This window comes from Flavobacteriales bacterium (assembly GCA_020435415.1).
GTDB lineage: Bacteria > Bacteroidota > Bacteroidia > JACJYZ01 > JACJYZ01 > JACJYZ01.
The window spans coordinates 1-22123 of record JAGQZQ010000054.1; the positions used below are offsets into that span (position 1 = coordinate 1).

The following is a 22123-nucleotide window of genomic DNA, read 5'->3' on the forward strand; positions in this document are numbered from 1 at the left end:
CTCTCTGGATTCATGGTGAACATGGGTTTTTTCTATCACAGAGTTGCACGGAGGTTTTCACAGAGTTGCACGGAGGATTGGAATGAAATCACTAGTAGCTTTCCCTGAGAGCCAGCAGTGGTAAAGGCGCCTGACTGACCCACCGGGTGGTGGTGCTTCTATGGTACAGGTTCTCCGGAAAAGCATGTTTCTCCGGCATCATGACAACCCACTGCACATCCTCATGAGCTGCCAGATACTTCTGAAGCCCGGCGATGATATTTTTGTCTTCCACGGTCTCAGCATCCAATGATATCCGATTATCGAAAGCCTTCTGTCCTTGTTCCGCCATGATTCGGTCACCATCCTTCAGAACAGATGAACCGGTATTCACATGCACCAGGGTAATGTGTGACCGGAAGGTCGCACTGACATGCTTGAGGATGCCCAGATTTCCGTTCATCAGCGGATTGATCTTATCCACCGCAAAAACAATATGCTCAGGAGTCACAAAGCGCGCATTTTCAGGAATCGCCAGTACAGGGCATGGTGCAGACCGGATGACGGAAGCCGTATTAGTGCCCATCAAAAGGTCCCTGATACCGTTATTCCCGCCGGTTCCCATGACCACAAGTGACATCGACTGGCTTTTCACCATCTTCCTGATCACCAGGGTAAGATCTCCTGGCCTGCTGCAGAAAGAAAATTGTGCCCGGCGATTCTCATTGAGAGCATGCAGTCGTTGCACCTCTTCCGCCAGTTTTTCCTCTGAGTTTCTCTTGAGAATATCATCAATGGTAATGAGCGTATCGGCGGTGGAATGCGGAACCAGGTAGCTGTTCAGAAGAACAAATTGTACCGGCTCATACGCGAAAAGTGCAACGGCATAGTCCGCCGCATTCTGCGCGCATGGTGAGAAATCAGTGGGTATCAGTATCTTTTTCATGATTCAAACCTCTCCGGATAATGCAAATATCCTGCAATGGTAAGGCAAGCTCCATGAAGTAAGTCAGCGTGAAGGATGATTTTTGTCAGTCCCGGAATAACCGCATGGTTCCTTCCGGGTGGCTTCCCCTTAAAACTTCAGGTTTGCCAGCTTTTCAGGTTGCAAGATGGTGATCTCCCTTCCGCTCACTTCGATGAGGGATTCTTCCTTAAAATCTGACAAGGTCCGGATCACCGATTCCGTGGCAGTACCAACGATACTTGCCAGATCATCACGGGAAATAGCCATTCGAAAGCTGTCGCCACCATCCTCTTTGTACTTCTTCTGGAGATATACCAGGGCTTCCGCAACCCGTTTCCTTACGGTATTGTATGCGAGGCTGAGCAACTGGTTCTCTTTTTCGATGATGCTGGATGACAGCATCCGGATAAATTTCTGGGCCACATCCCGGTTGTTGTATAACAGAGACAGAAAGTCTTGCTTGGGGATAATCACCAGCTCGAGGTCATCCAGGGCCATGGCGCTGTCCTGATAGGTATCTTCCTCCAACAGGGCCATATAACCTACAAAGTCTCCTTCTTTGTGAAGTCCGGTCACATACTCCTTCCCGTCACTGTTCATTTTGTAGGTTTTCACCTTGCCTGACTTGATAAAAAACAAGGCATTGGGAAAATCTCCTTCGTGGTAAATGACATCCTTCTTTTTGAATGTGCGGTGTTTTTTTTCTGTAGATAGTTTCTCCAGCTCCTCAAGGTTCCGGACATCATCCAGAAATTCATACAGACCCTCCGCATCACCGGCAAATGCCTTCCTGAACCGCTCACTCTTCTGCAGCCTGGTCTCGACAGCATTGAGCAGTTCCATCTCTTCAAATGGTTTGGTGATGTAATCATCCGCACCCATGCTCATACCCTTCCGGAAATCCACCTTCTCTGTTTTTGCCGTCAAAAAAATAAAAGGGATCGCTGACGTGGTGGCATCTTTTCCCAGCATATACAGCACACCATAACCATCCAGTTCGGGCATCATGATATCGCAAATGATAAGGTCCGGTTTATCGGTCTTTGCTTTATCAACGCCCACCTTTCCGTTCTCAGCGGTGGTTACCGAATAGTTGGCCATTTCAAGGATTTCAGCCGTATTTTCCCTAACGTCAGGATTGTCCTCTATGAGTAGGATTTTCTTTTTCATTTGGTAGTTCTCGTGGGAATGACAAGATAAAAATTGTTCCTTTATTCTGTTCACTTCGAAGGGATACTTCACCGTGAAGCAGATCTACATATCGTTTGACGATATTCAAACCGAGACCGGTGCCCTGAATATTGGTTGCATTGCGGGCCCTGAAAAACCGCTCGAACATATGATCCATATCACTTTCGGGGATACCTATGCCCTGATCTTCGATCTCAATGGTAAGTGTATCCTGCGACAGTCGGCTTCTCAGGAAAATGGTCGAATGATCGCCTGAATACTTGATGGCATTGGAGATGAGGTTATTTAAAATATTACGGACCATTTGTTCATCGAGCACCACCTGATCCTCCCCTTCATGCACATGATCAATGACCTGTCCCTCCCTTGTCATATGACCGAACTCTTCCACCAGATCCTCTTCCAGCTGCAGTATTGAGAAGGCTTTTGGAACAACACGTACCAGTCCGCCTTCAAGTTTATCCAGCGACAGAAAATCATTCAGAATACCCGTGAGGTTATTCACGTTTGACCTGATCCGGTGAAAATGCTTACCCACCTTTTCCTTAAATGACTCCAGACTTTCGGCACGCTCCATGTGTTTTTCGATGAGGCCTGAAGAGGAAAGTATGGTTGCAAGCGGTGTCCTGAACTCATGGGATGCCATTGACACAAATCGCGTTTTCAGCTCGTTCAGTTGTTTTTCCTTATGCAGCGCCTGCTGCATATCATCTTCCGCCTTTTTCTGCGCCGTAACATTGTGTTCCACCACCAGTATCTGGTTGATCTGGCCGTTGGTATCCGACAATGGTACTGCATTCAGCACATAATAATTGCCACGCTGAGCGACTTCGATCACCCGTGGTTTTCCGTCGAAGACCTCCTGTAACTCACCAACGATACGGTCTGCCGTTTGCACTGGCAAACGCTCAGCAATGGGGGTTCCGATAAGGTCTTTACTGGTAATGCCGAGTTTATACAACTCCTTTCCTTCCACAAACACATATGCCAGATCACGATCAAGCACATTGATGGTGCCATTCGGAAAATTCCTTGCGATGGTGCTGTACAGGCGCTGGCTTTTCTCCAGTTCCCTGGTGCGATCTATTACCCGGCTTTCCAGCTCGGCATTGATGATCCGCAATTTTTCCTGGTAAGCGTGCTGTTCCGTGATATCCTCACCGGAGCTCAGAATACTTCCGGGGTTTCCTTCGTCCTCCTCCAGCCGGATGTGATGCCATGCAATCATACGTTTGTTTCCTGCCGTATCACAAAGAGGAAAGGAAGATGTCCTGATCGTACCGGGACTTTCCCTGACAAGTTCATCATAAATGGCGCGGACCTTCTTACCATCATCCGACGCGACATAATCCTCTATCCAGTGATGATCCAACGCCACGTTTTCATCCACCCCCAGCACCGTTGTTGCCTTTTTGTTGATCAGGGTTACCCTGTGATCCGCGTCGGTTACCACAAACAGCGTCTCTGCCATATCAAGATAGGTCTGAGCCCTGGACTTTTCTATGAGCGCTTCTTTCTCCGCCTTCTTCCGTGCGGTTATATCTGTGATAAGCGCCATCGTCAGTGGCTGATCCCCGTGTATAAAGTGGTTCAGGCTGATCTCCACAGGAAAGGTGCTTCCGCTTTTGCGTTGTGCATACAGATCTCGGCCATATCCCATGGGACGCCGGCTGGGATGTTTCTGAAAACCTTCCCGGTGACCGGCATGGCTACCTGCATATTTTTTCGGAATGAGCGCTTCCACTTTCAGACCATTCATCTCCCCTGTTTCAAAGCCGAAAAGTTCATGAGCCCTCGGGTTCGCAGAGAGGATGGCGCCCTGATGATCCACCACCAGCATACCTTCCGCCGCCGAGTCGAACATCACCTGATAAAAGTTGTTCTCCTCAGAAGTGATCAGTGGTATTTTCCCGGTATCCATGACAAACCAAAAGTAAGAAAATCAGGGTTTCACTGTTTCGGGATGCACAGGATTTTCCAACGATATAAACTCATCACCTTTCTCATAAGGCACATAACTGATGATAAACTGGAACATCTCATCCGTGGTTTTCATACTTATGTCATGTTCGGTAATGGTACGTGGCGGGTCGAACGGGTTATCCGGGTTGTCGGTGGTATTATCATAGACTCCTTGCGCGACGATCACCGATCCTTTGGGAATCTTCAACATGGTTGGAAAGGTGTAAAAATACTGCCAGCGAAAATCCCACCTGGGGATGTGTACCAATGGAATGGTGTCACCTCCCGGCGCAAGGGCATAAGCCAGGAATGACCTCCCCAGCAGGTGCATGTGCGGATTGATGGTGATCAGCGACAAATCCGTGATCACCTCCAGCCGGGTGGTAAACGTTTGCACCTTGTTGGGTATGATCACCAGCGGAGGAACGATCTCTGATATTCCCAATGTACCCAAGATCACTTCCTGAACAGGCCTTTCAGGTTTTTCACCAAAAAAGATATTGAAGTAGGATTGGTCCGACGCATCCAGGGGTGTGGGGCCATAGTGCATGTTGTTGATGTACAGGGCACCTTTGCGGCTCATGAAATATCCGCCAATGTTTCCCGGATACACGGGAGGTGTCACACCCGGAAGGTAGTTGCAAACGGAGGTGGTCAGCGCGGGATAGGTGCCATCATCATCAGAAGACCCAGGGTACGGTGAATGTCAGCGGGGATCATCTCTTCGGTTTCCTGGTTGACCGCCATCCGCCCTTCAAACACATTCTCTTTCTTATCGGGTTGATATGACACCATGTGTCCGTTCATATGATGCAAAAGTTCCCGGTTACCCGGTACGAATTCTATCAACCTGATAAAGGTATCTCTTTCGATTTCCCAGGGAATTTTCATGACGATAAAATGGTCGGTGTTGTTGCCTTCGATGTGGTAAGGTTGTGGCATACGCAACACCAGATCCGGTTTACCCAGTTGGGAATGCTCCGGGAAGCGGGGAAGATCCGGCAATGCTTTGGCAGGCCCCTCCGTAGCACCGTCTTCCACCCATTTTGCAATCAGGGCGATTTCCCGGTCGGTGAGGCCCCGTTCGTTGGCAAAATGCCGGTAAGAACGGTCGGCGGGCGAGGGAGGCATATAACGACTTCCTGTTACCTGTCGGATCATCTTTGCTCTTTTCCTTACCTGCTGGTAGGTCTGAAAAACAAAAGGCCCTGCTTCTCCGGGGCGGTGACATGGGGTACAGTTATTAAAGATGACGGGAGCGACGTGTTCCGTAAAAGTAATTTGTTCGGGCAGATCGAAGGAAGATCCGGAGGGTGAAGATTCCTGGCAACCGACAAACACACATACCAGTATAGCACATTGCAGTATAACGAAGTACCTCATTCGATAAGACATCCTACGGCTTTGGTTTTCTTATTCACGACCTCCTTGTTTTCCAACAGGGCATGGATGGCATCCTTCAGATAGTGTTCTGAAGCCTTGCGTCGCTGTTTGCCCAGGGAAAAGGCCCAGTTATCGATCTTTCCGCTATACCGGGTTATTCCGTCTCCATCAACAACGAAGGCCTCAGGGGTAATGGTTGCCCCCAGGGCATGGGTCAATGCATAGCCGGTATCCAGCAACACGGTCATCGCAGGTTCGAACCGCTGACAGAAGGAATCGATCTCCAGGGTAGTATAGAACGTACCCGGAAATACAAGGTAGAAATTGGTGAGGTCGTCCTGAAATTCTTCAAAGATCGTGTTGTACGTGAGGGAGTAATTTTCGCTCAACGGGCATTCCGGACTAAAAAAGACAAATATGTTGGCTTTAAATTTTTGAATATCCGCCAAAGGTACCGGACGGCCGGTTCTATCCTGTATGATAAGTCCTCTAAGCTTTTGAGGTTGGTTATTGCAGCTTCCGAGAGTGCAGATGATCGTCAAAGCGAGGCCGATTCCGGATACCCATTTCATTGAGGTAAAGTTAATGATTCGATGCTGAAGCATCTATAAATTGATAAAAGACAAGATGATAAGCAATACATATGATGTAGCCAGATTATAAGACATCAGATATTAGAGATGAGAAGTCAGACAAGCGTCCTGGTAACCGTAAATACTGCAAAGTAGCTGAAAGCCACAGAATAGCCCGACAAAGGCACATAAGTCCCGGGCGTAGAGCGATCCGGGAATCTTCGCCGAACTGACATCCTGATTCCATGGACATGATAATGATAATTCTACATCATCTAACTTCTAATATCTGACCGTCTTTCTTCCAAACCACCATCAATGAAACTGGTCGCGCCGCTAGCTACTAACGCGTTGACCACTTAAAATACCTGACACGCAGGCAATCCGATATCCGGAATTGTATTAAGCCTTCTGATGGATAACCCCGAAGGGGTGAAAGTATTATAGCCCGGGATTTTATTTATGATTTCAGGAACCCCACCCCGGCTATGGTTTGCTGAATATACCAAAAGAATGATGATCAGCCGGGGCGGGGTTCTGTAAGGATTCGGGAGTATTTGTTTTTTATAATTCTTTCACCCCTTTGGGGTTAGAGAAAAAGCTGCTATATCCAAGCGATCGTACAGTATACCCTGATAACGACATACCTTAAGCCCGAATAACTCTAAGTGGTCAACTACTATCTACTAACTACTATTTACTATTTACCTACATTTGTGACTGACGATCAGATCAGGTGACAAATTGGTACGCATCGTGGTTTGACTCTCCGTATTATCACATGCTTTACTGTCATCGTGATGACGAAGAGGCAGCCGGCTTTCTTGGCAGGTTGATGGAAAAGGTACAGGTTCCGGAGAACGGATGTATTCTGGACCTGGCATGCGGCCGGGGGCGTCATACAAGACAGCTATCCGCCATGGGCTACCATGTAACGGGGATAGACCTGTCTCCTTCCAATATTCAATACTGTACTTCCAGACAACCACAAGGCACAGAATATTACGTGCATGACATGCGAAAGAATTTCCGTATCAATTACTTTGATATGGTATTGAATATGTTTACCAGTTTCGCTTACTTTGATGATCCGAGGGAGAACCTGGCCGTTTTGCGTGCCGCTTCTGACAACCTGAAACCTGGTGGCATATTGGTCATCGACTTCTTCAATGCCCATTGGGCAAACAAAGAATTGCCCTGCACCCAGGATGTTCAGGAAAAGGGAATAGATTTTCATATCACGAAAGAAAAGGAAGGCGCATTTTTTGTAAAATCAATCACGTTCAATGCAGAAGGTAAGGATCACCTATACCGGGAAAAGGTCAGGGCATTGACACTTGACGATTTCCATACACTATTTTCCATGACAGACTTGACCATACGGGCCACATATGGGGACTACGATCTGAATCCATTTGACAAAGACAAATCCGAACGACTTATCCTGGTGGCTGGTAAACCCTGATTTATGCAATTGACCGTCATTATTGGCTTGTTATTTTCCGTGGTGCTTGGATCCGGAATTGTACTCTCCCTGAGGCCCAAGCCGGCCGTTATAAAAATGATGCTGGCCTTCAGTGGTGCCTACCTTTTATCCGTTTGTGTGCTTGAGCTGATCCCTGAGATCTACTTCTCCCTGGAAGAAAGGTCAGGGCTGTTTATACTTGCCGGTTTCCTGATCCAGCTGGTGCTCAGTTATTTTTCAGAAGGTGTTGAACATGGTCATATGCATACGGGCCACCGTACTTTCACTGCTCCCGTGCTTTTCAGTCTGGTGATCCATTCATTTGCAGAGGGCATGGCCCTGGGAGGAGATATCACACATACCGATTTTGGCAAGGCGCTTTTTGCAGGAATTCTTCTTCACAAAGTTCCCATCGCCATTGTGGTGACCTCTGTATTGGTGAGCGATAACGTGAAAACCCCTCGTATGCTGGGTGTTCTGATCCTTTTCGCCTTGAGTGCTCCGGCTGGCATGTGGCTATCCGGCCTTGGCTTCGGAGACGATCTCAGTGAAGCGATATGGGTCCCGATATTACTGGCGGTGGTGGCCGGTATGCTGTTGCACATTTCAACCATTATCCTGTTTGAATCCAGTCATGATCATCGCTTCAATGCCATGAAGCTGCTTATCATCCTGCTGGGGGTAGCCGTAGCGCTCGGTGTTTATTTCCGCCTGTAACAACCTTTTCAGCCGTGGTTTGTTTACCATAAGAACCCCGGAATTCACTACCTTTGTGACCCGAATCAGATAATCATCACTCAAAACTATTATTTATGTCAGTATTAGTAGGAAAGAAAGCACCGTCATTCAAGGCAAAAGCAGTAGTACACGGTGGCGAAATCGTGAACGACTTCTCCCTTGATCAATACCTGGGCAAGAAACACGTTTTGTTTTTCTTCTACCCAAAGGATTTCACCTTTGTTTGTCCCACTGAGCTTCATGCATTCCAGGAGCAACTTGCTGCTTTTGAAGAACGGAATGTTGCCGTAGTGGCATGTTCAACAGACACTGAGCAGTCCCACTGGGGTTGGTTGCAAATGGACAAGGGACATGGTGGTATCAAAGGGATCACCTATCCGATCGTTGCAGATACGGCCAAAACCATCAGCTATAACTTTGGCGTACTCGCCGGCGAATACGAGTTTGACGAGAACGATCAATTCGCAGCCACCGGTCCGATGATCGCCTACCGCGGATTGTTCCTGATCGATAAAAAGGGCATTGTTCAGCATCAGGTGGTCAACAACCTTCCTCTCGGACGTAGCGTATCAGAAGCACTTCGTATGGTGGATGCCCTGCAGTTCTTCGAAGAGAACGGCGAGGTTTGTCCGGCCGACTGGAAGAAAGGTGAAAAAGCCATGGTAGAATCCCATGAAGGCGTAGCCAACTACCTTTCCGGCAAGTAAACACCGGTATCATAACAACAAAAAAGGCGCCTCTTATGCAAGGGGCGCCTTTTTTAGCGGGAATACATCAACTTACTTGACTTCATTCCAGATCAGGTCCATCTCCTGCAGGGTCATATCTTCCAGCTTTTTCTGCTGCGTCCTTACCTTATCTTCCATGGCCTGAAACCTGCGGATAAACTTTCGGTTGGTCTTTTCCAGGGCATCTTCGGGATTCACGCCAACAAACCTGGCATAATTGATCAGGGAAAAGAGTACATCCCCGAACTCTTCCTCCACGGCAGGATGCTCCGGGTTGGTTTCCACTTCATGCCGGAATTCCTCCAACTCCTCCCTTACTTTTTCCCAAACCTCTTCTTTATGGTTCCAATCAAATCCGACTCCTTTGGCCTTGTCCTGAATACGTGATGCTTTCACAAGCGCGGGGAGGGATCCAGGAACACCTTCCAGTACAGACTTCTTTCCTTCCTTTAATTTAAGGCGTTCCCAGTTCCGTTTTACATCCTCTTCGTCCTGTACCTCTACATCACCATAGATGTGGGGATGCCTTTGGATCAACTTCTCACTGATAGCATCCAGAACATCCTTTATATCAAAGGCCTTCTGCTCCGATCCGATCTTTGCGTAAAAAACAATATGCAGCAGCAGGTCACCCAACTCACCGCGGATGCCTTTCATGTCCTTTTCCATGATGGCATCAGCCAGTTCATACACCTCTTCAATGGTCAGGTGTCTAAGGCTTTCAAGGGTTTGTTTCTTATCCCAGGGGCACTTTTCCCTGAGGTCATCCATGATGGTGAGAAGTCGCCCGAAGGCATCCAGCGTATCTTTCATTGGGGGTGAGGTTTATACAAAAGTAACAACCTCCTTTAATAAGAAGTGTAAAACAGAAGAACTTCAGGAGTTCATCCTTTCATCACCGGCCAAACCAATTTAGCCAACTCATCCGGTGAATGCCGATCGTAATTACCGGCAATGCCGTGGAGTAGCGATGGCCTGTGCTTACTTACCTTTCTGAACTCGGCCAACTCGCGCTCAACGGACATGACCACGACCGGCAGGTCTTCCGTTTTCAAACGCTCTCCCAATGCATGATCAACCTTTCTCAGGTAGCTATCCAAGCGCTCCAGGTCGATCTTTGATTCCTCTTTGACATAAAACTCACCCGGTTTTGCCGGACGGGCCTTTCCTACTTCAAACTCATTTTCAAAGGGCATGGGAAATACTTCATCCTCTATCTCCTTCAACCCATCGTTGTTACCTCTCAGGAGCCGGCTTTTGCCTTTTGACAAACACAACACCCAATAGTCCTGCCGGGCCTGTATGTTTAACTCCAGGGCATCGAGGTCAAAAGCTTTACCCACAGTCACCTTCTCCCGGACCGGCAGCGGAAACACCACCACATCAAAAGCCTTCTCGGAAAAATATATACCAATCCCTTCCCTGACATGCACGAGGTCAACTTTCTGCACATCAGCTTCAAGCTTTTTTTTCAGACGCTCAAAGACCTCGGGAGAAGTTTTCCCGGCCAGGTCCTGTTCAGCCAGTTTTATGGCATTCTTCAGGCGGATCTCATTCTGCCTGCTATCAGGATATTGCTTGTCCGTGGGGAAGACAATACTGACGAACGGTCCTTTTCCTTTTGTCGCCTTCAGTTGGGCGATCATTTTTTCCATGGCATGCATGTATTGGAGAGTAAATGGTTAGCTATTTGCGTGCAACGACAGGATGGGAATTCTGCTATGCAGCGCTACCTTCTTTGTTACACTTTGATGAAATATGCGATCCAGGAATTTATTATGCCGTGCCACCATTGCAACCATCGAGGCATTCTCCAGATCGGCAAACTGACTGATCACATGGGCGATGTCATCCCCTTCCTCATAATGATAGGAATGAATGATGTGTTTCAATGCTTTTTCAATCGCATCTTCCACCCCCATTCTGCTTTTGATATTCTCTACCGAATCTCCTTTCGTAACATGGAGCACCCGGATCTCAGCGTTGGTCATCTCCGCTATCCTTGTCAGTGGTGTGAGGTCCACACCCACCGGTCCTTGTACAAGATCTGCAGCATATACGATCACCCTGGGTTTTTCGATCCTGGACTCCTTAGGTACTATCAGCACCGGCTGATGAACATATCGTATGGCATTCACCGTATTGCTTCCTATTAAAAACTCACTGAGGACACTGTTTCCTTTGGTACCCATTACCACCATGGCATCCGGATTTTCTTTCAAATAGGTGTTCAACACATCCACCACCTCGCCTTCATCCACATTGGATGCCGCATCATGTTTCAACGTGTTACGGTAATTACTCACCAACTCCCCCACCTGCTTCTGTGCTTTTTCTTTCAACATATCCGCACCTACGATCACAGTGGAAGGAACGGTTACCGGGATTTGATAGGCATGCAGGAAAACAAACTTCACATCCTGTCCTTCAAACAGGGCTGTGGCATATTTTATGGCATGATTGGCGCTTTCGCTAAAGTCGGTTGGAATGACAACGGTTTGCATAGTTTTGGGCTAATTCGGATTTAAAGGAGAAAGGTAATAGGCTTACAATTTACAAACTATGACTTAGATCAGCACCGTCCTGATCTTTATCAGTCTGTTAATTCCATACCTTTGAACTATGCCTCGCACGCCACTTCTCAAAATGCTTTTCTGGCTCATTCCTGCATGGCTTTGCATGGGATCCGGAGAACGTGGCAACGATGAAAGGACGTCTATTCGTTTAGGGTTTTACAATGTTGAAAACCTTTTCCATCCGTCCGATGACAGCCTGACTATGGACGAAGCATTCACGCCTTCCGGTGAACAGCATTGGTCTTATTCCCGTTATCAGGAAAAACTGGTAAACACTTCCAAGGTGATCATGGCCCTGGGCGAATGGCAGGGCGTCACCGCACTTGGTCTGTGTGAGATTGAGAACCGAAAGGTTTTGGAAGATCTGACTGCACGTACCCCGTTAAAATCAAAACCGTGGGGGATCATCCATCACGACTCACATGACCCGCGTGGCATTGACGTAGGCCTCATCTACCGGAAAGATCGCCTCACCATATTATATGACAGTGCCATTGCCGTCGTACCACCAAACAGCAATTATCAAAGCAGGGATATTTTATATGTCAAGGCATTGGCATATGCCTCCGATACACTACATCTGTTCATCAACCACTGGCCCAGCAGGCGAGGCGGACAGCAGGTTTCAGAGCACAAACGGATCGGGGCCGCTAAAATTCTCAGAGCATGCATGGATTCTATCCTCATCAGGGATTCCCTGGCCATGATCATCTCCATGGGTGATTTTAACGATGGTCCTCACAACACCAGCATATCCAAAATACTCGACGCCGGCTCGATGCCACCGCACCGGTTTCAACACGCCATGAGCCATGCACCACCGACGACAGGAACACATCGGTATGACGGGCAGTGGGAAATCCTGGACCAGATCATCGTCAGCCCGTCCCTTAGCAATGGGCATTCAGGATGGAAAAGCGGGGAAGGTCAGATATTCCGGAAGGATTTTTTGATGACTGAAGACCTCACGCATGGCGGACAAAAACCGTGGCGAACATTCACCGGACCGAAATACATCGGCGGGTTCAGTGATCATCTTCCCGTATTTGTGGATCTCCAACCAGTGAACCATCCATGAAAACGATCAGATATCTATTGATCCAGCTGGCCATTCTGCCTGTCAGGTTATACCGGATCGTCATCTCTCCCTTCTTTCCGCAAAGTTGCAGACATACGCCAACGTGCTCCGAATATATGATCGGCGCCATGAAGGAATGGGGAGTGATCAGGGGAGGATGGATGGGCTTGAAACGCCTTTCAACATGTCATCCCTGGGGAAGCCATGGCTATGATCCGGTGCCTTTGAAGAATTCGAAGGAAACAAAAAGCCCCGAATAGATCGGGGCTTTATCTTTTCATAAGGATGGGATCAATGACTTCGGATCAGGTGTATCCATCCTTTGTATTCGATGTCTTTGACTTTAACCACATAGAAATATGTACCCTCAGGTACCGGCAGACCGGCAGCTGTCATACCATCCCACGACAATTTACCCGCAGGCGGTTCATATATGAGTACACCCCATCGGTTCATGATCATGCTCAGTGACGTACACTCCGCGAGCTCACCGAACGTATTGATCTTGAAATAGTCGTTATGTCCGTCGCCGTTAGGTGTAAATACATTGGGCACGGTAAAGACCTGGTATTCCTCAAATGATTTCAGGGAGTCCTGCAACACCAGTGTATCGCTACACACACCGTTGGTCGCTACCAGTGTGATCACCGGATTGGTGCTGTACTCAAACACATGTTCCGGCTCAAACTCAGTAGATGTGTTGCCATCTCCGAAGTCCCAGATATAGTTCACACCGTTGACGGAAGAATTGGTAAAGGTCAATCGTACGCCATCGCAGGTAGGCAATTGCGTAGAAGAGAAATTCGCCGTTGGTACCGTGTTCACATCAACGGACCGGTCATCGGTAATGGTACAACCGCTGGCATCTGTTACCGTAACGGTATAGATGGTGGTTTGTCCGTTTACGACTGTGATGTATTGTGTCGTACTTCCGCTGGCATCATTCCACTGATAAGTATAACCCGGTGTTCCGCCTGTAGCTGTGGACCCAATGGTTAATGCGGAATTGTCACAGACGGATGTATCGTTTCCGATATCAATGACCATTTGCGGCGGCTGACTGATGGTCACGCTTGCAACCGTATCACATCCGTTCACATCGGTGACCGTGACAATATATGTTCCGGGAGATAGTCCTGTGGCGGTGGCTGATGTCTGGCTATTCGCATCACTCCACAGATAGCTGAACGGCGCCATGCCTCCGGCCGGAATCGCGGTACCGCTTCCATCCGGAATACCATAACATGTCAGATCAATACCTGTTGTCGTAGCTGTTGTAGATGGTGTTTCCGGAACATCAACGCTGTCTTCCGCCATGCATCCGTTGGCGTCAGTCACCGTAACTGCGGAATATCCTTTTGGCAGACCGGTAGCGGTTGCTGTGGTTTGGCCATCTTCCCAGAGATAGCTATAGGCAGGCGTACCACCGGTAGGTGAGGCCGTTCCTGTTCCCGTGGGTTGTCCGCATAGCGCGGTTGTCGCGCTTACCGTCATACCGAGGACCGTAGGCTCACCGATCACTGCAAGAGATGTATCCGAGCAACCATTCGCGTCGGTCACTGTGACCATATAAGTTCCTGCAATCAGTCCGGTGGCCGTTGCCGTGGTCTGGCCGCTTCCATCATCCCATACATAAGTGAAGGGCGTTGTACCTCCTGCCATTGTTACTGTCGCACTTCCGGATGGATCAGCATTACACAACGACGCACTTCCTGTGGCAGTAGCCAGAGGAGAAGCCTGATCGCCGATGATGACTGAGACCGTATCCGTACAACCGTTTGCATCGGTCGTGGTTACCATATAAGTACCGGCAGGAAGTCCGGTCGCAGTAGCAGAAGTTTGACTACCTGCATCATTCCAGACATAAGTATATCCTGAGGTACCGCCGGATGCAACCACGGTGACCGTACCGTTGCTGTTGGTGCATGTTTCATCCGATCCGGATGACGACAGGGACAATGCCGTTGGTTCTGAGATCACCGCCAGCGATGTATCAATACAACCGTTGTTATCCGTTACCGTAACGATGTATGTTCCTGCAATCAAGCCGGTGGCAGTGGCTGTCGTCTGGTTGCTACCATCATCCCACACGTAAACGAAAGGTGATGTACCTCCGCTTAAGGTGACGGTGGCGGTTCCTGAAGGATCGGTATTGCACAGGGATGCATTTCCAGTGGCGGAAGCAACGGGAGATGGCTGGTCGCCGATCGTAGCCGAAATGGTTTTCGGACAACCGTTCGCATCGGTGGCAGTCACCTGGTATGTTCCGGCCGGAAGGCCAGTCGCCGTAGCGGTAGTCTGACCGGATGCATCATCCCATACATAGGTATACCCTCCTACGCCGCCGGATGCCGTTACCGTGACTGTTCCGTTTGTTGCCGTGCATGTTTCATCATTTCCGGATGAAAGGAGAGACACAACGGTAGGTTGGGTCACCTGATACGTGTTGGCAGAAATACACCCGTTCATATCCGTAACGGTCACATTATAATTGCCTGCTGTGAGTCCGGTGGCGGTGGCTGAAGTCTGACTGCCGCCGTCATTCCACTGATAGGTATAGCCGGGTGCACCGCCGGAAGGCAGGACCGTAGCGGTTCCATCGGCATCACCATTACAAAGCAGATTGGTACCGGAGGTAGATGTGGTTGGTGCCAGATCATCACTTATGTTGACGTTTGCTGTTTGCGTACAGCCTTGTGCATCAGTCACAGTAACGGTATAACCTCCTGCGGGCAAACCGGTGGCATTGGCCGTTGTCTGACTGTTGGCATCGTTCCACATATAGGGATATCCGGAAGTACCACCGGATGGTGTTGCGGTAACATCTCCATCGGGTTGTCCGCAACTGCTGTTGTTTCCGGATGTATTCACGGCAAGTACCGTGGGTTCGGTGACGGTGGCTGTATCATAGCCAACACATCCGTTGACGTCGGTAATGGTCACCTGGTAGGAACCGGCAGTTAGTCCGGTCACACTTGTTGATGTATGGCTTGCAGGGTCATCCCATTGATAGGTATAAGGGGAAGTTCCACCTGAAGTAGCCAGATTGATCTGACCGTCATTGCCACTGTTACACGCCACATTTGTCACTACAGGATTTCCAGCCATGGCGGCGGGTTCTGTGACTTCAGCATCGATCGTGGATATACAACCATTGGCATCCGTAACCGTCACGTTACAGGTTTGCGCTTTCAGGTCGCTGATATTTTGTGTGGTCTCACCATTGCACCATAGGAAAGTATAACCGGGAACACCGCCTGTAGGCATCACGGTTGCTGTTCCGTTGCTATCACCGGTGCAGACCAGGTTGGTGGTATCCATGGCAAGTGTGAGGACACCCGGATCCACGACATCCAGAAAACTGGTGGCCACACAACCGTTGGCATCTGTTACGGTCACAATGCAATTTCCTGTTGGCAGACCGCTCACATTTTGCGTGGTTTGTCCGTCACACCACAGGTAAGTAAACCCGGCAGTTCCGCCGGACACATATAGGTTTGCCGCACCGTTGAAATTACCTGCACAATCAATCGTACTTGTATCGATCACTTCGGGAGATAATGGAAGCGGTCCCGGCAGTTCTGTTTCCAATTCAAATGTACATCCGTTAACGTCGGTCACCGTGACGATGTAATCGCCCTGCGTCAATCCGGTGGCTGTCACATCCGTTTGACCATCGCTCCACAGATAGGTATATCCACCACTACCTCCTGTGGGTGTGAGTGTGATCGAGCCGATATCGCCATAGCATAAAACCGCAGAAGGTGTAGCTGCAACCGTCAGTTCATCAGGTTCTGTGATCGTTAACGTTCTGGTACCGGTACACAAGCTCACATCATTTACCGTGACACTATACGTACCTGCCAGAAGGCCGGATACCGTTTGGGAATTATATCCTCCCGGGGACCAGACATAGGTGAATGGTGCAGTTCCGTTGTTCGGTGTAACGCTGACGACCCCGGTACTGTCTTCATTACAGAAAAGATCTGTTGGAGACGGTGTAATGGAAATCACCGTACCCTCCGTAACGGTAACCGTATCCGAGCGTGAACATGCTACGGAATCGGTAACATATACGGTATAAGTTCCGGGAAGCAGTCCGGTTGCTGTGGCATTGGTCTGCCCATCGCTCCAAAGGTATTGTCCGGTTCCACCTGTCACGGTAACCGTAGCTGTACCGTTGGAACTTCCACAAGCTGCAGATGTCATTCCCGTGCTTAAGCTGAGAACGGAATTTCCATCAATAACTACGGATCCGGTATCCTGACATGTTCCACCGTCATCCACGGTAACATGATAAACACCTGGCAGAAGCCCCGTCAGATCTTCCTGTGTGGCGCCGTTGTCCCACGTATAATTGAATGGCGCATTTCCGCTGTTCACCGTAAGGTCAATGGTCCCATCACCTACACCACCTCCGGTGCAATACTCTGTTTCGTGAACGCCGTCATTGGAACGATTGAGGGAGCGGGTCATCTTGGCCCAGGTACCGGTACCGTTATAGTCCATGGTAACACTCCCGCCATTGGCAGGTTCATCTGAATAGTGTCCCCAGATGGCAGATCCCTGGCTATCCGACCACCTCAGCGACTGACCGGCACCAGCCGTAGTCGTTGAGCTTGAATTGATGCCCATGACATCTATAATCAGGTTACCGGTTCCTCCTCCACTGAGTGAAGAGGTAGGCGTCCCGACTCCGTAACCACTTGAATTAATTGCATAAAAAGGTGAGGTCTGATCAACACAATGGTATGAAATGGCACTTGTTACCGCATGAGACACATTACTCTGAAAGTTCACCACTACCTGAGCGGAGCCGACACTCGGGTTCTTAAGATACCATAACTGCACCTTGGATGTATTTCCGTTTGACAGAGATGCGATCAGAGTAAGTGCCTGCCCTCCGTATGTTGCCGTTGTTGGAAAGCCTGCTCCTGTGTAGACGACGGGAACAATAAGCATCCGGTTGGGTCCCGGGCCCATAAAGTGGTTCCAGGTAATACTCCAGGCAGATCCCGTGGTGCTGCCCTTGGAAGAACTTTTCCGATCATATCTTACGGAAGAACAATCATGGGTCACGGTATCACAAAACTCTTCACAGACGGTGGCATCCACCTTGGCCAGGTCCACATCGCAGCTTGTACAGGGTGCGACGGTCAGGGGAAAATTCTTCACGGTATCATTACAGAACACGCTGTTTCCACTGTAGCCGATCAGGGTCACCTGATAGTTTCCGGGACCAGGGAAAGTGTAAGTTGGTGTAGCGGTAGTAGAGGTATCGTTAGGGTCCTGACTCGTATCTCCGAAATCCCAGAGGTAAGATACGGCACCGGTGCTGTTGTTGGTGAAGGTAACTTCGTTGTTCAGGCAATTGGTGGTGTAATCGCCGATCGCTGTCACCACATCCTTTTCACAGTTAAGTACATTGAACTGGAAGTCTCGTTTGGTGGTACTCAGGTATACCCCATTGCGGTATTCCGACACACAAACCCCAACCACATACTGGCCGACGTTTGTGGGTGTTCCGGTCAACTGACCATTGGCATCTATGGTCAAAGGAACGCCTCCCATCGGGTCGTTCTGGGTGTAAGGAGCTTTCCAGGTAATGTTATTGTACGGTGGTTTGAACGGAGGTTGCGGCATCACGTTGCTGGAGGGAGATGTGTATGGCGTACAAAGGGAATAAACCAGGGAGTCGCCATCCGCATCGGTAGCAGAGTGGTCAAAAGTCAGTTGCTGATTACGGCACACAAATACAGGAGGCCACTCGTTGATAACGGGATTGCTGTTACAGGTAACCACAGAAGTGGGTGGAACAAATGCGTAATATGTTGCACCCACGTTGTCCGGATTGGGGACATTCACAATGGTTGGGTTCCGGCAACACCGTTGGTATACCAGTTGGTATCCTCCGGGAATTGAGGGCAGGTTAACGGTCCTGGTATACGTTGTGGTTTCAATACATATATTGGTAGGAATCTTTACACATTGATCCACCTGATTGATGGTGGGAGGTATCTGGGTAACGGTCCCGCGGTTGATATAAACCGTTTGCCGCAGGTTGTTGTTGGCATCAAAAATACCTATGGCAGCAGGATTATCGTAGGTCGCCTGAGCAGTATAACAATCGCGGAAAACAGTCAGACTGATCTCGTAGAGGGAACCTCCGAGACAGCGGTAGTTCATTTCACCACCCACAATGTGTGATGCACGGAGGTTCGGTATCAGTCCTAACACCGTGATTATCAACAACAAAATTCTGGATCGGAGTTTCCCGATTATGTTGGTTGGGGTCATGCAGCAGGTCTTGGTTATACAGACGTCTGGTATTTACGCACCAACAATGCAAAGGTTACCTAAATTTATCACACGTCTTACATACGGTAAACATTCAATCTTACGGAACACCCAACGATCATTTGAAGTCGAAATGTGTAAAACGGCCACCTAATATATTTGTTTACCGTTTCACGCAGACATCGGAAATCCATGGTCTGCTACCCGCAGGAACAACCCAACGGGAAGTGCCATTTCCATCGCAAGTTCCATCACACAATAATTCTATCTTTGGGCCTCAGAAAATCAAATCCGGTTGACATGAAAATCCCGACCACAGCCATCAAATCTTCGGTTGCCGAAAAGGCGATCCTGGTTTATGGTGCGGTCCTTTTTCTATACCTCCTGGTGCGGTCCGTGGCAACCCCTCCATTTTATGATGAGTCCACCACCTTTTTCATGTACGTGCAAAGCGGCGAATTCCAGCCTTTCTATGCCCACCTCAACACCAACAACCATGTCCTGAATTCCTTGCTAACCCGTATAAGCTACCTTATTTTCGGGCCAGAGATATGGGCACTGAGGCTACCGAACGTACTTTCTTTTCTGGTCTACTTTTATTTTCTCAGGAAGATTGCCACCTACTATATGGCACACCGATCAAGCCAGCTATTGTTCATAGTGGCTATGGTCTCTTCACCTTACCTTTTGGATTTCTTTCAGGTATCCCGGGGTTATGGATTGTCTGTTGCCCTGCTTACCGGAGCTGTCTATTATCTGATAGGTTATTGCCGCAAGATAAGCACATGGTCCTTAATAAAAGGGTGTTTGTTTGCATCCCTGGCATTGTGGGCCAACCTGTCGTTGATGGTCACCATCATGGTCTGGGGTGGATTGACGGCTATCCTGTTGCTGTTTCACATGACGGCCTGGAGCGAATATCCGGAGAAGGGTCTTAACGGGCTTTTCCGTAAATGGCTTCCCCCCATCGCGGTCCTGCTGCTGTTATTTGCCCTGCCCCTTGTCCACGCCATCCGGTACAGTCTGGCGCTCAAGGAATCGGGCAGTCTGTACCTGGGCAATGACATGGGCATCACATACAACATGATCTTCGACTTCATGAGCTATGTCAGTTTCGGGAGATATGAATGGGGTCAGTTGCTGTTTATCATAGTCTTAATAGCCACCGGCTTTGGCATGGGATACCTGACCATCAAGAAAAAGTGGAATGCAACCGCACTGGTGATGACCGCTTTATACGGTGGCAGTCTGGTGGGGATTTTTGCCATGAAAAAAGTGATGAACATCAATTATCCCGTAGGCCGGGCTGCATTGCACTATCTCCCATTGGTACTTCTTGCTTTCTATACGGTTATTGACAGGATTCCAGGCCTCCGGTTCCGCCGGCTGGTATGGCTTCCTGCAGGTGTGCTTTTCATCCACCTCATCTTTCATCTCAATTTCGGTCACCTGCATGGGATCTGGAAGGATGATGCGGTACCGGAAAAGTTTTATGACATCATTGCGGCAGCCACATCGGCCGGACAAACACCACCAACCGTTTCAACGCATACCTACACAGCCAGCACATGGAACCACTATGACTATTTACATGGCGGCAAGCTGAATTCAGCGCAGTCCGAAGGATATCCCAGTCGTGCAGCGGACTGGCTCATCACTGACCCCTGTGTGGACGGAAGGAGTCTGCATGATTATGATACCGTAGCGTTCCGGTCGGCCACCGGCATTGCATTAATGAGGCCCAAACACCGTCCGGACAGGAAACTTTGGGCGAACCTTTCAGTGGAAGGAAGAATTGACAACAGCGAATACTTTAATGTCGCTGAGTCTGTTCTGGATTCATCGACAGGCAGCAGCATCCTTGTGGACATGATTGTTAATCTTCATGCGGATCTCAATTCACAGGACGTCTGGCTGGCCGTAGCGGTGTTCGATGAAGACAAGCAGCAACAGATCAGAAATATTGCCGTGCCACTGAATCGCATTGTACCATCCATCCGTGAATCCACCACCATCCGTCGCGCCCAGTTCCTGGACAATCTTCCGGCAGGGAGGAAAAAGGTCGTGGTATATTTATGGAATCAGCATCAATTAACGATCTCGCTGGAGCCATCTACAGTAAGCGTTTACCACTCTTTGTATCCTGAAGGTGAGGGACCGATCGACATGAGGCCCGGATGTCATCCGTGGTAGTGACGAATATTACAAAACAGGCCAGATTTTCTGATTTCTTTCATCTCTTTAAACCCAAGTTATGCAATAGAAAAAAACAATTGTATGACGCATAAGAAAATCATAGGATACCGATTGCTTGCTTCGTGATAAATGCTTGATTTTCTAATGCAGGATAACCCTCCCGCACATGCAGGACATGTAGTTCAGCATGAAAAGCGCTTCCTAATGCATAAGCTGGGTTAAAGTGAACTAAGTGTTACAGTAATGTTACATTTGTGTTTCAAAAAAACACAAATCTATACCTGCATATCATAATAAACATTAAAACTAAGCTGGCTCTATGCGGGCTATTCAGCATCCTGGCAACATTTTCCTTATATGCCCAGAAGACCACCGGACTTACTTTTGGCAAAGGATTGTACAACATAACGGCATCAGATTCATCTTTCAGTGTTAAGCTGGGTGTACGTTTCCAAACCCTGTTCTCAGGATCAATGAATGACCGTGCACCTTACAACGGATCATCCGCCTTCCTGATCCGCCGTTCCCGTTTAAAGATGGACGGATTCGTACACTCCACAAAACTAAAGTACAAGCTGGAGCTGGGCCTGAGCAACCGTGACCTGGCAGGTGCGGTACCCGAAACCCGGAACACACCACTTCTTCTGTTTGATGCCGTATTAAAATGGAATTTCTTCAAAAACCTTGAACTATGGGCGGGACAAACCAAGTTACCGGGTAACCGTGAAAGGGTCATTTCATCCGGGGACCTTCAGTTTGTTGATCGTTCTGCACTCAATGCAAAATACAATATCGATCGTGATATCGGTATTCAACTTAGAAATCACCATTCCCTAAATAATGGTGTGGTGATACGCGAGATATTTGCTTTTTCGCAGGGGGAAGGACGTAACATAACGGCAGGGAATCTGGGCGGATTCGATTTTACCGGTCGATTGGAAATATTACCATTCGGAAATTTCAAGAGCAAGGGCGACTATACAGGCGGTGA

17 protein-coding genes are annotated in these 22123 nt (G+C 48.8%); 7 read left to right on the forward strand and 10 right to left on the reverse strand.

What is annotated here, in order from left to right; translation table 11 throughout:
• Nucleotides 1-91: 91 nt before the first annotated feature.
• From KDD36_09650 to KDD36_09675, 6 genes are all read right to left on the reverse strand, one after another.
• Nucleotides 92-925: a universal stress protein gene (locus KDD36_09650; GenBank protein MCB0396907.1), complete on the reverse strand. Its 834-nt coding sequence runs from the start codon at nucleotides 923-925 to the stop codon at nucleotides 92-94.
• Nucleotides 926-1054: 129 nt separating this feature from the next.
• Nucleotides 1055-2116 (reverse strand): response regulator, encoded by a 1062-nt coding sequence (locus KDD36_09655; protein MCB0396908.1) that lies wholly within the window; start codon nucleotides 2114-2116, stop codon nucleotides 1055-1057.
• Nucleotides 2079-4058 (reverse strand): PAS domain S-box protein, encoded by a 1980-nt coding sequence (locus tag KDD36_09660; protein ID MCB0396909.1) that lies wholly within the window; start codon nucleotides 4056-4058, stop codon nucleotides 2079-2081. Before KDD36_09660 ends, KDD36_09655 begins: the two co-directional genes overlap by 38 nt.
• A gap of 21 nt (nucleotides 4059-4079) precedes the next feature.
• Nucleotides 4080-4724, reverse strand: coding sequence for a hypothetical protein (locus KDD36_09665; protein ID MCB0396910.1), 645 nt, complete (start codon nucleotides 4722-4724; stop codon nucleotides 4080-4082).
• Between the two features lie 29 nt (nucleotides 4725-4753).
• Nucleotides 4754-5482, reverse strand: a complete 729-nt coding sequence (locus KDD36_09670) for a hypothetical protein (GenBank protein ID MCB0396911.1) — start codon at nucleotides 5480-5482, stop codon at nucleotides 4754-4756.
• On the reverse strand, nucleotides 5479-6054 hold the full coding sequence (locus tag KDD36_09675; GenBank protein MCB0396912.1) for a redoxin domain-containing protein: 576 nt from the start codon (nucleotides 6052-6054) through the stop codon (nucleotides 5479-5481). The genes KDD36_09670 and KDD36_09675 overlap by 4 nt, the downstream gene beginning before the upstream one ends.
• A 781-nt stretch (nucleotides 6055-6835) precedes the next feature.
• On the opposite strand from KDD36_09675, the gene KDD36_09680 reads away from it, so the two are divergent.
• The 3 genes from KDD36_09680 to KDD36_09690 all read left to right on the forward strand — a co-directional run bounded on the left by KDD36_09680 (nucleotide 6836) and on the right by KDD36_09690 (nucleotide 8964).
• Nucleotides 6836-7519: a class I SAM-dependent methyltransferase gene (locus tag KDD36_09680; GenBank protein MCB0396913.1), complete on the forward strand. Its 684-nt coding sequence runs from the start codon at nucleotides 6836-6838 to the stop codon at nucleotides 7517-7519.
• Nucleotides 7520-7522: 3 nt separating this feature from the next.
• Nucleotides 7523-8236 carry a ZIP family metal transporter gene (locus KDD36_09685; GenBank protein ID MCB0396914.1) on the forward strand — a complete coding sequence of 238 codons (714 nt, stop codon included), beginning with the start codon at nucleotides 7523-7525 and terminating at the stop codon, nucleotides 8234-8236.
• A 95-nt stretch (nucleotides 8237-8331) separates the two neighbouring features.
• Nucleotides 8332-8964, forward strand: coding sequence for a peroxiredoxin (locus tag KDD36_09690; GenBank protein MCB0396915.1), 633 nt, complete (start codon nucleotides 8332-8334; stop codon nucleotides 8962-8964).
• 72 nt (nucleotides 8965-9036) lie between these two features.
• Here the strand turns inward: KDD36_09690 and mazG are convergent, their stop codons facing one another.
• The 3 genes from mazG to KDD36_09705 all read right to left on the reverse strand — a co-directional run bounded on the left by mazG (nucleotide 9037) and on the right by KDD36_09705 (nucleotide 11489).
• A complete protein-coding gene (gene mazG, locus KDD36_09695; GenBank protein ID MCB0396916.1) occupies nucleotides 9037-9798 on the reverse strand; it encodes a nucleoside triphosphate pyrophosphohydrolase in 762 nt (253 codons plus the stop codon).
• A 71-nt stretch (nucleotides 9799-9869) separates the two neighbouring features.
• Nucleotides 9870-10640, reverse strand: a complete 771-nt coding sequence (locus tag KDD36_09700; GenBank protein MCB0396917.1) for a hypothetical protein — start codon at nucleotides 10638-10640, stop codon at nucleotides 9870-9872.
• A 27-nt stretch (nucleotides 10641-10667) separates the two neighbouring features.
• Nucleotides 10668-11489, reverse strand: coding sequence for a universal stress protein (locus KDD36_09705; protein ID MCB0396918.1), 822 nt, complete (start codon nucleotides 11487-11489; stop codon nucleotides 10668-10670).
• A 118-nt stretch (nucleotides 11490-11607) separates the two neighbouring features.
• On the opposite strand from KDD36_09705, the gene KDD36_09710 reads away from it, so the two are divergent.
• Together KDD36_09710 and yidD are read left to right on the forward strand one after the other, a co-directional pair.
• Nucleotides 11608-12639, forward strand: coding sequence for a hypothetical protein (locus KDD36_09710; protein ID MCB0396919.1), 1032 nt, complete (start codon nucleotides 11608-11610; stop codon nucleotides 12637-12639).
• A gap of 5 nt (nucleotides 12640-12644) precedes the next feature.
• The gene (yidD, locus tag KDD36_09715) at nucleotides 12645-12899 is read left to right on the forward strand and encodes a membrane protein insertion efficiency factor YidD (GenBank protein MCB0396920.1); all 255 of its coding nucleotides are present in this window, start codon (nucleotides 12645-12647) and stop codon (nucleotides 12897-12899) included.
• 31 nt (nucleotides 12900-12930) lie between these two features.
• Here the strand turns inward: yidD and KDD36_09720 are convergent, their stop codons facing one another.
• A complete protein-coding gene (locus KDD36_09720) occupies nucleotides 12931-18876 on the reverse strand; it encodes a gliding motility-associated C-terminal domain-containing protein (GenBank protein ID MCB0396921.1) in 5946 nt (1981 codons plus the stop codon).
• A 360-nt stretch (nucleotides 18877-19236) separates the two neighbouring features.
• Here KDD36_09720 and KDD36_09725 point away from each other — a divergent pair, with 360 nt between their 5' ends.
• Together KDD36_09725 and KDD36_09730 are read left to right on the forward strand one after the other, a co-directional pair.
• Nucleotides 19237-21129 (forward strand): hypothetical protein, encoded by a 1893-nt coding sequence (locus KDD36_09725; GenBank protein MCB0396922.1) that lies wholly within the window; start codon nucleotides 19237-19239, stop codon nucleotides 21127-21129.
• A 476-nt stretch (nucleotides 21130-21605) separates the two neighbouring features.
• Nucleotides 21606-22123, forward strand: a 518-nt coding sequence (locus KDD36_09730) for a porin (GenBank protein ID MCB0396923.1), incomplete at its 3' end; no start/stop codon positions are given.

Bases quoted from the DNA above. Each gene is read 5' to 3' on its own strand.
- KDD36_09650 (MCB0396907.1), bottom strand. From the start codon at position 925: ATGAAAAAGATACTGATACCCACTGATTTCTCACCATGCGCGCAGAAT.
- KDD36_09655 (MCB0396908.1), bottom strand. From the start codon at position 2,116: ATGAAAAAGAAAATCCTACTCATAGAGGACAATCCTGACGTTAGGGAA.
- KDD36_09660 (MCB0396909.1), bottom strand. From the start codon at position 4,058: ATGGATACCGGGAAAATACCACTGATCACTTCTGAGGAGAACAACTTT.
- KDD36_09670 (MCB0396911.1), bottom strand. From the start codon at position 5,482: ATGAGGTACTTCGTTATACTGCAATGTGCTATACTGGTATGTGTGTTT.
- KDD36_09675 (MCB0396912.1), bottom strand. From the start codon at position 6,054: ATGAAATGGGTATCCGGAATCGGCCTCGCTTTGACGATCATCTGCACT.
- KDD36_09680 (MCB0396913.1), top strand. From the start codon at position 6,836: ATGCTTTACTGTCATCGTGATGACGAAGAGGCAGCCGGCTTTCTTGGC.
- KDD36_09685 (MCB0396914.1), top strand. From the start codon at position 7,523: ATGCAATTGACCGTCATTATTGGCTTGTTATTTTCCGTGGTGCTTGGA.
- KDD36_09690 (MCB0396915.1), top strand. From the start codon at position 8,332: ATGTCAGTATTAGTAGGAAAGAAAGCACCGTCATTCAAGGCAAAAGCA.
- mazG (MCB0396916.1), bottom strand. From the start codon at position 9,798: ATGAAAGATACGCTGGATGCCTTCGGGCGACTTCTCACCATCATGGAT.
- KDD36_09700 (MCB0396917.1), bottom strand. From the start codon at position 10,640: ATGGAAAAAATGATCGCCCAACTGAAGGCGACAAAAGGAAAAGGACCG.
- KDD36_09705 (MCB0396918.1), bottom strand. From the start codon at position 11,489: ATGCAAACCGTTGTCATTCCAACCGACTTTAGCGAAAGCGCCAATCAT.
- KDD36_09710 (MCB0396919.1), top strand. From the start codon at position 11,608: ATGCCTCGCACGCCACTTCTCAAAATGCTTTTCTGGCTCATTCCTGCA.
- KDD36_09725 (MCB0396922.1), top strand. From the start codon at position 19,237: ATGAAAATCCCGACCACAGCCATCAAATCTTCGGTTGCCGAAAAGGCG.